Genomic DNA, 13,149 nt, shown 5'->3' on the forward strand with positions numbered 1-13,149 from the left:
CCCGCGTGCGGGAATCCGGTTACAAGACGGTCGACGCTCGGCGTGGTGGCGCGAGAGTGCTGCTGCTCCTGTTCGCCGTGGTGGTCGCGGGGACTGCGGTCTTCGTCGCAGGACGCGCCAGCGCACCGGAGCGGGCTGCGCCGGTTGGTTACAGCGATCGGCTCGTCAGGGGAGTGCCGGTCGGGTTCGCGGGGACGCCTCGCGGGGCGGGTGACGCGGCGGCGGCGTACGTGGTGGCGGTGGCCGCTGCGGCGGGCCGTCCGGATGTCGAGCGGCAAACGCTGATCGACATTATCGCTGTGGACGGTTCGGGCCCGGCGGTGGCCGAGATGATGGGCGCGGGCACGCCACCGGCCGGCAACGCGGGCATCTCCCAGACGATGGCCGCCCGGGTCTGGGTCTCCGACGTGGACCTCAACGCCCAGGTGCCGGCCGGCGGCGAGGTGACAGCTCGGCTGCTGGTGTGCGCTCTCACCGGGTCGATGACCGATGGTGTCGTGGCGGGCCCGCAGACGGGCCTGGCGGGTGGCTGGTACGTGCAGTCGGTGACGGTGCGCTGGACCCAGGGCCGCTGGCGGGTGGTGGTGGCGCAGCGGCCGGTGCCGGTGCCACCGCCGGACCAGCGGGGCGCGCGCCGTGACGGCGGCCCGCGGGACACCCAACCACTGCTGGACGTGCTCAGCGCACGCTCGTGGGTACCGGGAACGGTCTGAGCCCATGGCGTGGTTGATCTCGCTGCGGCGTGGAGTCGGCGTGGCCGTCGGCGTGCTGGTCCTGGTGGGCGCGGTAGCCGTCCCCGCCGGTCCGGCCGTAGCGGCGCCGACCCCGAGCCCCGCTGCGTCGGCCCCGGGTGAGTCTTGTCCCGCGCCGCCCCCTGCCGACGTAGGGGTCCCGCCCGGAGGAGAGCAGGCAACTCCGCAGGTGAACTGGTGCCTGCCGTGGGCGCGCTGGAAAGCAGGCGACGGGTGGGTCACCCACTGCACGAAGGCCACCGGCGCGGTCGAGCAGGAGCGGTGCGACGCGGTGTCGCTCACGGTGCAGTCACCGCCGCCGGAGGGCACGCCATCGGTGCTCGACGAGCGGCTGCCGACCGGCGGCGCCCCGCCGGTGAGGTGCGAACGATTCGCCGACCGCGCGACGGAAGATCAGGGCAACGCCGAGCGGTGGACGGCCAAGCAGCAGCGCTGCGAGGCCCTGCGCGCGTCGCTGCTGCCCTTCTCCTCTCTCAAGCCAGCCACCTGCGACACCCTCGATGTGAGCTGCAAGGTGGGCGAGCAGGTCAAGCAGGCCGCGAGGTCGGGGTTCGAAGGGTTGGCGGACATCGCCGTCGCGGGCTTCGCCTGGACGTTGGGCAAGTTGGCCGAGGTGGTGTTCGAGCAGTCCTCCGCGGTGCCGGACGAGCCGTTCTACGGCGTCTACAACGACATCTCCGGCGTCCTGATCGTGATGGTGCTGCTCGTCTTCCTCATCTCCACCGCCATCAACGGGCTGCGACTCAACGGCCCCGGTCCCCTGTCCACCCTGGGTGGGTTGGTGCGTGCCCTGTTCGGGATCGCGTTCGCCGGCGGTATCGCCTACATCCTCATGGCCGCCTGGGACGAGGCGACCGTGGCGCTGATCGCCCGCAACCAGCAACGCGACTGGCAGCCGAGCATGTGGGTGGACGCGCTCAACGCCCTGACCGCGGACACCGGCACGATTCTGCTGGCCTTCGTCATCGCGGTGATCAGCGTGATCGGGCTGGTGCTGGTGTTCGTGATGCTGCTGTTCCGCTCCCTGCTGGCCGCCGGCGCGGCGCTGTTCGGGGCGATGGCGATGACCGGTCAGGTCATGGCCGAGACCCGCTCATGGGGTCGCAAATGGTTCTGGACCTGCAACGCCCTGGCCAGCAGCAAGTTCTTCATCGCCGCGCTCTGGATCTACGGCACGCGCACCACCTACGAAAGCGACAACGTCATCAACGTGCTGCGCGGCATGTTCATGATCATCCTGATGGTGCTCGCGCCGTGGATTCTGCTGCGGTTGACGAGCATGTGGGACGGCTACCTGGCCGACGTCGACGCGCGAGGCTTTCTGACCTCCGCAGCCAGCGCGGTCGGTATGGACGCGGCTGCCCGACGGCTCAGCGGTGCCCTCAGCGGCGGTGATGACAGCGGTGAGGGTCCGGATGCCGCATCGCTGATGCAGGGCAACGCCGATGCCATCCCCACGAACCCCACCAGCGACGCCGGCCCGCAACCTGCCAAGGTCCCCGAGGCGGTGGAGGCACTGCACGGTCGCGGTGACGCAGACCAGGTCGGGCAGTCCAGCGGCGCACCGGAAACCGGCCACGAAGGCGGGGAGAACGCGCAGGAGGCCGAGGGGGTCGAGCGCGACTCCCGCACCGCCCAGACCGATGTGGCGACGGGACAACTGTCCGCACCCGGTGACGCGGACGGCCAGGCGGCGCTGCCGGTCACGCCGAACGCGGTCGCGCAGAAGACCACCGGCGCGGATACCCCGGCATCCGGCAGCCCTGCGGTCGCGCAGCCGCACAGTGGCACCGCCGCAGACGCGTCCCCTGGCCCGACACCGCCTGCCAACTCGCCGTCCCCGGCGCCGACGCCCGGTGTGACGCCGCCTGCCAGCACATCGCCGACTAGCTCGCCACTTCCAGCGCCGACGCCCGATCCGCAACCGCCTGCCAACTCGCCGTCGCCGTTGCCCGGTGCGACCGGGCACGGCTCGCCGGAGGCCGCTGGCGCAGCGTCCAGCGCGAATCCGCCTGCGCAGGGCGACCCTGCGGCCGGTGCGGGCGCCGGTCGTGCGGGGGGCGCTGCCGCTGGCGGTGCCGCCGAGCTACCCATCGTTCCGGTTTAGGTGAGGAGACCAGGTGACCCAGTTCCAGTTTCCACCGCGGTCCACGCGCGGCTCGATCATGGGTTTCTCGTGGGGGCAGATCGGCATGGCCGTGGCCGGCGTGATCTGCCTGGTCGTTGCCGCGAATCTGTTGGCGGCCGGCCGGCAGGGTGTCGCCGGGGGGATGCTGTTGGCAGCGCTGCTGCTGCTCACGGTGGGTCTGCTGCGGCTGCGGGGCCGCCGTGTCACCGAGTGGGCCCCCATCGTCGCCGGGGCGCTCGCCCAGCGTGCCGCCCGGCAGGATCGGTACCGCGGTGGTGTCTTCGCCGCCAACCCGGGCAGCACGCACCTGCACCTGCCCGGTCCGGCCGCCGGGTACCGCTGGCTGCCGGCGTTCGCCGCTGACGGGCTGACCGAGGTGGGGTTGTTGCACCACCGCCGGGAGAACACCGTTACCGCGGCCCTGCTGTGCGCGGGCAGCAACCTGGTCCTGGCCGACACGTCGGTGCAGCAGCAGCGCTTGACGTCGTGGGCGGAGGTGCTGAATCTGCTCGGCACCGAGTACGCCGACGCCGGTCTGAGCCGGTGGGCGCTCACGGCCCGCGCCGTGCCCGATGTCGGCAACCGGGCGCAGCGCCACCTGGTGCAGGCGGCGGTCGACACCGACACGCCCGCGTACCGGTCCCTCGCGGAGTTGACCGCCGGGGCGGCGCCGTCGACGCAACGCCACGAGGTGTACCTGAGCGTCGTGTTCGACACGAAGAAGCTGTCGGCGGAGATCGCCAACGCGGGTGGCACCGACGCGGCCATCGCCACCGTGGTGCTGGACAAGCTCGGCGGTGTGCGGGCCGCGGTCGAGGAGGCCGGCGTCGACACGGTGGGCTGGTTGACGCCACGGCAGTACGCGGCGGTGCTGCGTACCCAGTTCGACCCCGCAGACCAGCCGCACGTGGACATGCAGACCGTGGACGCGGGCGGGGTGGCGCCGCACATGGCCGGACCGGTCGCCGCCGAGAGCGTCGGCTGGTCGTCGTACCGCCACGACTCTGGGTTCTCGCAAACCCTGTGGGTGTATGAGATGCCACGCCAGCCGGTGGCCATGACGTGGATGACGGCTCTGTTCACCCGCACCACCGGCCGGCGCGCGGTGACGCTCGTCGCCGAGCCGGTGCCCGCGCAACTGGCCCAGTTGGCGACGCGGCGTGACAAGGTCGCCCGCGCCGGTGACGAGATCACCAAACGCAAGATGCGGCTGGTGCGCACCGCGCGCGAAGACGAGGAGGCCCGCTCGGTGGAGCAGGTCGACCGGGAGCAGGCGGTTGGGCACGTGCGCTACCGCTACGCGCTCGTCGTCACCGTCACCGCCGGCAGCGAAGAGCAACTCCGGCACGACGTGCGCGCGATCAAACGCGTCCTGGGCCGCACCGGCTGCCAGGCGGTGGTGCTTTACGGCGAGCAGGACCAGGGCTTCGTCGCCGGGGCGCTGCCCCTGGCGCGCGGGCTCAAGCCGATGCGGGGGTGGTGGGCGTGAGCCGGGCACGGGTGCGGCGGGAAGGGTCCCTTGGGCAGCGCATCGAGCAGGCGGCGCAGCGGCGGGACCTGGCGGCGGCGCAGGCCGACCTAGCGCGTGAGCAGCGCGCCCTGTACCGGATGTCGGAGCGGCTGCTGGGCGCGCCGCCGGTCGACGGGCGCGGCGCGCTGGGGCGGGCGGCGGGGCGGGTGTTCTGGCGGCTGCGGCTGCCGCCGCTGGTCACCACCAGCGCGCAGCTGTGCAGCGTGTATCCGTTCGTTGCCGACCCGGGCCTGGGGGTGGACGGGCCGCTGATCGGGCAGGAGGTGTACTCCCGGACCGGGTTCGTGTTCTCAATGCGGGAGCTGTACCGCGCCGGGGTCCTCAGCGCCCCGAACATGGTGGTCACCGGGGAGATCGGGTCGGCGAAGTCGTCGCTGCTCAAGACGATCGCGTTCCGGGGCATCCCGTTCGGCACCCGCTTCTACATCGTCGACGTCAAGGGCGAATACGACGCCCTCGCCGAGGCCGCCGGTATCCGGCCGGTGCGTATCGGTCCCGGAGCGGGCGTGGTGATGAACCCCCTTGCAGGCATCCGCCGGCAGCCGGGGCAGGGAGAGGCGCAGTGGCTGCAGATCCAGCGAGCCCGCCGGCTGCTGCTGCTCGAAGGGCTCCTGGAGATCCAACTCGGCGGCCTGCTCGGTGAGGCCGAACGTTCGCTGATCGAATACGCCCTCGACGCGGTGACCCGGGCCGATGACGGCACCAGCGCCGACCGGCTTGCCACGCCCACCCTGTCGCTAGTGCTCGCCGCGATGGGTGACCCGCAGGCATGGGCGCATCGCCTCGCCGGAGTGCACTACGACGTCGACCAGTTCGCCGCCGACAGCCGCCGGGTCCGCCTCGCGCTGGAGCGGCTGATCACCGGCGCCCTCGGCGGGATCTTCGACGCCCCGGTGGCGTCGACGTTGACGGTGGACTTCGACCAGCCCGGCGCGATCCTCGACCTGCGGGCGGTGCGGACCTCGGACCAGATGACCGCGATGGCGATGACCTGCGCCCAGTCCTGGCTGGAGGCGGAGCTGACCCGCCCCGACGCCCCACCTCGGGTGTGCCTGTACGACGAGTTCGCCTTGATCACCCGCCACCTCGGCCTCGTGCGGCGGATGCGTGAGCAACTGAAACTCGCCCGCGCGCTGGGCACGGAGAACATCCTGGCGTTCCACCGCTTCTCGGACCTCGCGGCCAGCGGCAGCGCCGACTCCGAGCAGGTCCGCATCGCCCGCGGACTGATCGAGGACACCGGCGTGCGGGTGTCCTACCGCCAGGCCGCCGGCTCGCTGGACGCCGCCCGCGAATTCCTCGGCACCACCGACGTGGAGACCAACCTGCTGCTGCACCTGCGCCGTGGCGTCGGGCTGTGGAAGGTCGGGATGCGCTCCTACGTCGTCAAGCACCAGTTATCCACGTTGGAGCAGGCCATGGTCGACACCGACAGCCGCATGCGCGTTGACCCTGACCGGCCAGGGCGGGAGCTGACCGAGGCGGAGTACGAGGCGCGGGAGTCCGCCGCCGTGGGGCAGGTGCCGTGATGGCCGGCTCCCTCATGTCCCCCGGACACCGGCTGCCCAAGCGCGGCATGCCCCGCGCTGACATCCTGGCGCGGCTGGCGCTGCTGGGCATTGCCGCGACGCTCGTGCTGCTGGGCGCCATCACGCTGTGGCTGGCCGGACAACTCGGCGGGCTGCTTACCCACCTGTCATGGCCGGACAGCACGCCAGCGGACGCGCCCAGCATCGCCGTACGGATGATCTTCCACCGCGGCGATCCCGCGGCGGCGTGGCCCGCTTCCGCCCGCGCGGACCTGCCGCCGACCGGCCTGCTGTACCTGCTGTGGCTCGTGTTGTTCAGCGCCACCGTTGTGGGCCTGGCGGTGCCGGTGGTCCGGTTCGCGCAGCGGCGGGTGCAGCGGCACGGGTTCGCCCGCCGCAAGGACCTCGACCAGGTCGTCACGGCGGTGGCGGTGCTGCGCCGCGTCGATGTCCTGCGCCCCGGCCTGATCGTTCAGGTAAGCGACCGGCCCGAGGTCGTGCAGGCCAAGTTGCGCCGTCGCGCTGATCCGCTGGAGGTGGCGCGGCGCCTCGGCGAGCACGCGCTGACTGGCGAGCCGTTGTACCTGGCTAACGAGTACACCGAACTGCTCGCCGGCGCGGCCCGCTTCGCGGGTAAGACCAGCCGCTACGTCGTGCCGCGTGTCGCGGACGCTCGCGGCGCGGTCATCACGACCTCCACCCGCCTGGACGTCGCCGCCGTCACCTACGACCTGCGCGCCGAGATTGGCCCGACGTGGATCTTCGAACCGCAGGGTCAGCTTCCCGGGGTTCCTCGGCTGCGGTGGTCACCGATTGAGGGTGCGGAGGATCCCGACATCGCGGCGTTGCGGGCGAAGGGGTTCGCCGCCGGCGCCGGCCTCAAGGCCGACGCCGAGAACGGCCAATACTTCCAGGACCAGGCTGCGTCCATCATCCGCGGCCTGCTGCACGCCGCCGCCCTCGACGAGAACACCACCCTGACCGACGTGGCCAGCTGGGCGGCCAACCCCAGCGACCCGCGTGCGGAGCGGATCCTGCGCCACCACCAGCAGACGGTGTGGGCAGACCGGTTGGCGTTTCACCGCGAGTCCACCGGCCGTAGCCGAGACGCCATCCAGTCCGTCGTCTTCGGCGCGCTGGATGCGTTCAGCAACCCGCGGATCCTGCACGCCTGCTCCCCGCCACGCGGACAGCAGTTCCGGCCGGAGCCATGGCTCGATGAGTCCGGCACCCTCTACCTGGTCGGCACCCGCAGCGGGCAGTCGCTGGTCGCGCCGCTGTTCGCCGCGATCGCCGAAGACATCATCTACCGCACCCTGCAACGTGCCCTGACTGCCGTGGGCGGCCGGGTCGAGCCGTGCCTGTACCTGGTCGGCGACGAGATCACCAACATCGCGCCGCTGCCGTCGCTGCCCGAGCTGGTGTCCGAGGGCGGCGGGTCTGGTGTCGCCCTGTCGCTGTGCTGCCAGAACACCCACCAGTTGCAGCAGCGGTGGGGACGCGACGGCGGCCAGGCCCTGCGCGACGGCGTGAACGCCCGCTTCGTGATGGGCGGCATGCAGGACGTGTCCGCGCTCAAAGACGCGCAGTCGCTTCTTGGGCAGGTGCAGGAGGTGACGTCGGCAGCGTCCTGGGGCGGCGGGCGCGCCAGCGTGCAGGAGAACAGCCGCCGGGAGAACCTGATCGATCTCGCGGAGCTGCGGACCCTGCCGGCCGGTCACGCCTTGGTGCTGCTCGGGAACATGCCTCCGGTCGAGGTGGTGCAGCCGGCGTGGTGGGAACGCCCGGACGCTGACCGGTTCCGCGCCGCGCAGGCCGCTTTCGCGGCCCGTCTCGAAGGGCGGCGTCTCTGATGGCGCAGCGCACATTCCAGTTCGAGCTGCCGCAGCAGGCATCGGAGGAACAGCGGGCCCTTGCGGAGCTCGCCGGGCTCATCGACACCCTGCGCGGCAGCGTGGAGCAGCTCGCTGAGGCGCACGTGGCCCTCGCCGAACGCGTCGACGCCCTCGACGCCCCGGGCGGGTGGGTGCCGGCGGGTTACTGCTGGCGCGACTTGGACGCCGACGCCGCACGGCAGCTGTGGGCGTGGCTGGCCGCGTGGACGCGGTGGCTCGTGGACCGCTACGGCCTGGCGCAGGACCTCGGGGCGTGCTGGCCGGCACATCCTGCCCTGGTGGAGGAGCTGACCGCGCTGAGCGTGTCCTGGCACCACGCCTACTCCGGCAAGGCCGACCCGGACGCGCCGCTGCGCTGGCACGAGGCGCTGCACCGCGCCCGCCACCGGTGGCAGGGCTGGGACACCACCCGCTGCCGGCACGGGCACCACACACCCCGCAGCGGCGACACCGTCTGGTCGCAGCCGTGGCCCGACGACGCCGAGCGGGCCGTCACCGACGACATCGACGCCCGCCAGCGCGCGGCGCCGCAACCGGAAGGTAGGACGACATGACGCAACCAGCCGAGGTCACCAGCGTGTGGGACTGGCACCGCTTCGAAGCCGCGTTGCTCGGACTGCGCGAAGGCATCGACACGCTCCAGGACTACATCGCCGAGATTCACGACGCGCGTCACGACTGGCGCGACGACCACCAGGAGGACACGCAGCGATGGACGGAACTCGACGAGGTGACGCGGCGGGAGACGGAGCTGGACTTCGCCAGCGACGGGCACCTCGACGGGAACTACACCCGCGACGTCGACGAATGAGCGGCACCGTGCGCAGCGCCAAGGCTCCGATGGCCCGCATCAACGCCGACTTGGAGCAGCTACGCCACGACATCGACGCCCTGGTCGACGTCGTGGACCGCCACCCGCACGCGCGCCCGCAACTCGTGGAGATCCATCACCAGGTGCGGCTGCTGGGACAGCACCTCAACACCGCTCTCGCCTCGCCCACCGAGCCCGTGCCACCCGAGGAGAAGCAGTGACACGACATCCCGTCAGGGCGGCCATCGCGGGGGTGGCCACCCTACTGCTCACCGCCTGCGCCGCATCCCAGCCCGCTCCGGCCGGCAGCGCACCCACCACCGGCACCGCAGCCGAGCCTGCGGTGCCGACCGGGACGCTGCCCGCCGATCCTGATGGCGTCTTGCCGGCCACGTCAGTCGCGGCCGATCCGGCGGCGGTGACCACCGCGCTGCGGTTCGTGCGTGCCTGGGCCCGCCCGGACCTGCCCGCCGAGACCTGGTGGGCGGGCGTGCGTCCCTACGCCGTTCCCGCCTACGCGGAGCTACTCGCCACGGTGGACCCGGCCAACGTCCCCGCCACCCGCCTCACCGGCGGCGGGCAGGTCGTGGCAGCCACGGCGCAGCGGGTCGACGTCGATGTCAGCACCGACGCCGGGGTGCTGCGGGTGGTCTGTGTGCGCAGCGGCCACCGGTGGCTGGTCGCCACGCTCGGCGTCGCCAAGGAGGCTGCGGCGCGGTGAACCGTGGACGAATCGGACTCAGTGTGGCGGTCATCGCCGCGCTGCTGTTGTGCGTTGTGCCGGTGACGGTGGTGCTCACCGACGACACGCCGGCAGCGGCGTGCACCGCCACCGGCCCGTCGCCCTCATCCACGAGCAAGGTAAGGGCTGTGGGGCGGTGGAACGCCGAGCAGGTCGGCAGCGCCGCGCAGATCGTCGCCGTGGGACGGCAGCGTGGTGTGCCGGCCCGGGGGTGGATCATCGCGGTGGCCACCGCGATGGTCGAGTCGAGCCTGCGTAACCTGCGCGGCGGCGACCGCGACTCCCTCGGCCTGTTCCAGCAGCGGCCCAGCCAGGGATGGGGCACGCCCGCACAGATCCTCGATCCCGTCTACGCGAGCGGCAAGTTCTACGACAAGCTGCTGCGCATCGACGGCTGGGAGCGCCTGCCATTGACCGTGGCCGCGCAGCGGGTGCAGGTCTCGGCGTTTCCCGACCGCTACGGCCAGTACGAGCACGACGCCGAGCAGGTCGTCGCCGCAGTCGCCGGTGTTACCACGATCGCCGAGCTACCCGGGGCCAGCCTCGCCACGTGTCCAGGCGGTCCAGTGACGGTGGCGGCGTCGGGGTGGACGGTGCCGTTGCGCGCGGCGGTGGGCAGCGGCTACGGGCCACGCGCCGGCCGGCTGCACGCCGGCGTGGACCTCAGCGTGCCCCGCAACACCATCATCCGGGCGGCCAGCGCCGGGCAGGTGGTGTGGGCCGGCTGCGACCCGAGCACCGGCAACTGCGACATCGACGGCAGCCCGAGCACCCGGGGATGCGGCTGGTACGTCGACCTCGTGCACGCCGGCGGCTACGGCACCCGCTACTGCCACCTGGTCCGCCGTCCTGATGTCGCCGAGGGCGACACCGTGCAGGCCGGACAGCAGATCGGGCTGGTTGGCACCAGCGGCCACTCCTCCGGCCCGCACCTGCACTTCCAAACCCACCAGCGGGTCTGCTCCGGGTCGCGCTGCGACCTGGCCAACGCCAACTCCACCGATCCGGTGCCGTTCATGCGCCACCGCAGCGCGGCACTCGGCGAAAGGGGGTGAGGCGCCAACAGCAGACGTTGGCAGGTAGGTCATCAGCCACAACGGGGGGAGACAACATGTATGACGAGGATGAGGAGACCGAGCGTCCGCGCCGGCCGGCACCGCAACCGCCGCCGCCGACCGACCGCGGCGGGCAGATCGGGCAGCGCCGCAACCGCAAGCCCCACCGGCGCGCGCCACGGCGCAGGTGGATGCGATGAACGCCGCCACCGACCGCCGGCCACGTCGCGTCGGCGGCGTCTACCGGCCGCCGGTCAATGCGGCGCGGATGCCGACGCCCCGGCCGGGTCCGCTGGCGCAACTGGTGCGCACCGCCAACACCCTGCGCGCCCAGATCGAACGCGACGTGCTGCGCGACGAAGGGTTGACGTGGACCACGTACGACGTGCTCGTGTTGGTCTGTGCCCGCCGGGCGGTGGAGACCCGCGCGGCGGCCGTCGAGGTCGGCATCGCCAAGGCCACCTTGACGGCCGCCCTCGTGTCGCTCGTCGATCGAGGGCTGGTCCGCCGGGACCTGCACGAGGAGGACCGGCGGCGGGTGGTCCTGCGCCCGACCCAGGCCGGCGTGGAACTGGCCCGCCGTGTCCAAGGCCCTGTCGAAGCCGCACAATCCCGGCTGTTCAGCGAGCCGGGCATGCCCTCGGAAGACAGCCTTGCCCGCGTCCTGCGGTCCCTCGCGACCCGCTCACAGCAGGACAGGACCGCCGACGAGCCGGATGAAACCCGGTGACCGGGCGCATCGGGGTAGCCCGCGGCACCGCCCTGTACGTCGGGGCGGTGCTCGGGCCCGGCGTGCTGGTGCTGCCCGCGCTCGCCGTGCAGGCCGCCGGACCGGCGTCGCTGCTGGCCTGGACCGCGATGCTGGCGTTGTCGGTGCCGATCGCAGCGGCGTTCGCCGCGCTCGGCATCCGCCATCCCGACTCCGGTGGGGTGGCGACCTTCACCCGACGGGCGTTCGGACCAACGCCGGCGGCGGTCGCCGCCGCTGCCTCGACGTGGTGGCGCTACCACCCGGCGCAGCGCGACCTACCGGCCGGCAGGCCGGTGCCGAAACCCGCCGGGGGCACGAGGCCGCGACGCATCGCGGAGGTGGACGTTCAACCCCGCCGCTCGTACGACCTCGTCAATCCGGCAGCCAGGACCGCCGCAACCAGCCGAACCCATCGCAACCGACAGCGGTGACGTCCGTTGGTGGTCGTCGGCACTGTCCTGGCCGGCGACCACCAGCGCCTCCTGTCCCGAGACCGGTAAAGGAGCCCTCTGGTGACATCCACTGTCGCACCTACCGAAGCCTCGGCAGCCAGCGTGGCCTGGCGCCTCGGCGCCCTCTACGGCCCGGCGGTCTACGGCGTCAGCGCCGCATCCGTCGCGGTGCCCGCCGCCGCTGACGACCTCCACACCGCGCCGGCAACGGCCGTATGGATCCTGACCATCCACGCCCTGGGTCTCGGAGTCGGTGCCGCCGTCGCCGGCCGAGCCACCGACGTGTGGGGGCCACGACGCGTCCTCACCCTCGGGGCAGTGCTGCTCGCGGCCGGGACGATGCTCTGCGCCGTGGCGACCGCTCTCGCCGTAGCTGTCGCAGGCCGCGCACTGCTCGCCACCGGATCGGGAGCGATGACCGCGACCGCTCTCACCCTGGCCGCCGGCCGGTCGTCATCGCAGCGGCCGGCGGTGCTGGCCCGACTCGGCGCCGCCATGGCACTGTTCTCTGCCACCGCACCGCTCGCCGGGGCCCTCGCCGTCACCACGTCCTGGAAGACGGCGCTCATCCTGCCCGCCCTGTCGCTGACCGCTATACCCCTGTGCTGGCCGCTCGCCCAATCCCGCCCCGCGCTGCCGGCACGGGTCGACTGGGCGGGCGCGGGTCTGCTGGTCCTCACCGCGGCGGGGCTGCTGCTGACAATTCAGTCCGCCACCCTGCACTTCCCACCGCTACCCACCCTCGGTCTGATCACGGGCACCTGCGCGCTCGCGATCCTGCTCAACCGGCACCGCCGCCGGCACCCCGACGGCTTCATCCCCGCCGTGACCAGCCAGCGACGGTTCCTCCTCGCCGGCCTGGCCGGCGCCGGCATCTACGGCGGCCTGTTCGGCTGCGTGTTCGCCGTCCCGCAGATGCTCACCCACCTCGGGTACACCGCCCAGAGCATCGGGTTGCTGCTTCTTCCGGGCGCGATCGTGGCGGCGGCGGCTGCCCGCCTCGCCGGCCACGCCACGGCCGATGTGACCCGACGGCGGGTGCTGGCTGCCACGAGCGCGCTGTTCAGCGCCAGCCTGCTGCTCGCCGCCTGGAGCCAGCAGCCGGTAACCCTGATCTGCGCGGCAACTGCCGGGTTTGCCGCCTTCGCCATCGCCCAGACGACCCTGACTCCCGCCGTCACGGCTCACATCGACCGCGGGCAGCGAGGCGGAGCGCTCGGTCCGCTGAACCTCATGTTCTTCATCGGGGGCGCGCTGGGCGCCGCGACGTGCTCGGCGTTGTGGCAGCCGTGGGGACTGCCCGCGGCCCTCGCCACCATGGCCGCGCTACCAGCAATCAGCGTGGTAGCCGCACGTGCGGCGCTGCGCGAGCCACAGCGGGCCAGATGGAGCGGAACGAGCGGTGGTATGCGCCCTCGGGCAGGAGAGGCCGCTGGGCAGACCGGCAGCACACCCTTTCGTAACATCCTGTAGTCGATCGGTAGCTGTGAATGGGGAGAGTTG

13 protein-coding genes are annotated in these 13,149 nt (G+C 72.4%); all 13 read left to right on the forward strand.

The annotated features are described in order from the left end of the window. The first annotated feature begins 5 nt into the window (after nt 1-5). The 13 genes from DER29_RS33980 (at nt 6) to DER29_RS29250 (ending at nt 13,119) form a co-directional block, all read left to right on the forward strand. Nucleotides 6-713, forward strand: a complete 708-nt coding sequence (locus tag DER29_RS33980; protein WP_148710117.1) for a hypothetical protein — start codon at nt 6-8, stop codon at nt 711-713. 208 nt (nt 714-921) lie between these two features. After that, a complete protein-coding gene (locus DER29_RS29195; RefSeq protein ID WP_121400836.1) occupies nt 922-2,859 on the forward strand; it encodes a hypothetical protein in 1,938 nt (645 codons plus the stop codon). 13 nt (nt 2,860-2,872) lie between these two features. Further along, nucleotides 2,873-4,369 carry an SCO6880 family protein gene (locus tag DER29_RS29200; protein ID WP_121400837.1) on the forward strand — a complete coding sequence of 499 codons (1,497 nt, stop codon included), beginning with the start codon at nt 2,873-2,875 and terminating at the stop codon, nt 4,367-4,369. Further along, complete coding sequence (locus tag DER29_RS29205; protein WP_233600208.1) at nt 4,366-5,940, forward strand: hypothetical protein; 1,575 nt, start codon at nt 4,366-4,368, stop codon at nt 5,938-5,940. The genes DER29_RS29200 and DER29_RS29205 overlap by 4 nt, the downstream gene beginning before the upstream one ends. Beyond that, nucleotides 5,940-7,793, forward strand: coding sequence for a type IV secretory system conjugative DNA transfer family protein (locus DER29_RS29210; RefSeq protein WP_233600209.1), 1,854 nt, complete (start codon nt 5,940-5,942; stop codon nt 7,791-7,793). Before DER29_RS29205 ends, DER29_RS29210 begins: the two co-directional genes overlap by 1 nt. Further along, the gene (locus DER29_RS29215; protein WP_121400838.1) at nt 7,793-8,389 is read left to right on the forward strand and encodes a hypothetical protein; all 597 of its coding nucleotides are present in this window, start codon (nt 7,793-7,795) and stop codon (nt 8,387-8,389) included. The genes DER29_RS29210 and DER29_RS29215 overlap by 1 nt, the downstream gene beginning before the upstream one ends. After that, nucleotides 8,386-8,646 carry a hypothetical protein gene (locus DER29_RS29220; RefSeq protein ID WP_121400839.1) on the forward strand — a complete coding sequence of 87 codons (261 nt, stop codon included), beginning with the start codon at nt 8,386-8,388 and terminating at the stop codon, nt 8,644-8,646. The genes DER29_RS29215 and DER29_RS29220 overlap by 4 nt, the downstream gene beginning before the upstream one ends. Then, entirely contained in the window at nt 8,643-8,867 is a 225-nt protein-coding gene (locus DER29_RS29225) for a hypothetical protein (protein WP_121400840.1), read from the forward strand. Before DER29_RS29220 ends, DER29_RS29225 begins: the two co-directional genes overlap by 4 nt. Then, nucleotides 8,864-9,367, forward strand: coding sequence for a hypothetical protein (locus DER29_RS29230; RefSeq protein WP_148710118.1), 504 nt, complete (start codon nt 8,864-8,866; stop codon nt 9,365-9,367). The genes DER29_RS29225 and DER29_RS29230 overlap by 4 nt, the downstream gene beginning before the upstream one ends. After that, entirely contained in the window at nt 9,364-10,443 is a 1,080-nt protein-coding gene (locus DER29_RS29235; RefSeq protein WP_121400842.1) for a M23 family metallopeptidase, read from the forward strand. The genes DER29_RS29230 and DER29_RS29235 overlap by 4 nt, the downstream gene beginning before the upstream one ends. A 196-nt stretch (nt 10,444-10,639) precedes the next feature. Next, complete coding sequence (locus DER29_RS29240) at nt 10,640-11,173, forward strand: MarR family winged helix-turn-helix transcriptional regulator (protein WP_233600210.1); 534 nt, start codon at nt 10,640-10,642, stop codon at nt 11,171-11,173. Then, nucleotides 11,170-11,625 (forward strand): amino acid permease, encoded by a 456-nt coding sequence (locus tag DER29_RS35670; RefSeq protein WP_233600211.1) that lies wholly within the window; start codon nt 11,170-11,172, stop codon nt 11,623-11,625. The genes DER29_RS29240 and DER29_RS35670 overlap by 4 nt, the downstream gene beginning before the upstream one ends. Nucleotides 11,626-11,706: 81 nt before the next feature. Beyond that, complete coding sequence (locus tag DER29_RS29250) at nt 11,707-13,119, forward strand: MFS transporter (RefSeq protein WP_233600212.1); 1,413 nt, start codon at nt 11,707-11,709, stop codon at nt 13,117-13,119. The last annotated feature ends 30 nt before the right edge of the window (nt 13,120-13,149 follow it).

Source organism: Micromonospora sp. M71_S20 (assembly GCF_003664255.1).
Lineage (GTDB): Bacteria > Actinomycetota > Actinomycetes > Mycobacteriales > Micromonosporaceae > Micromonospora.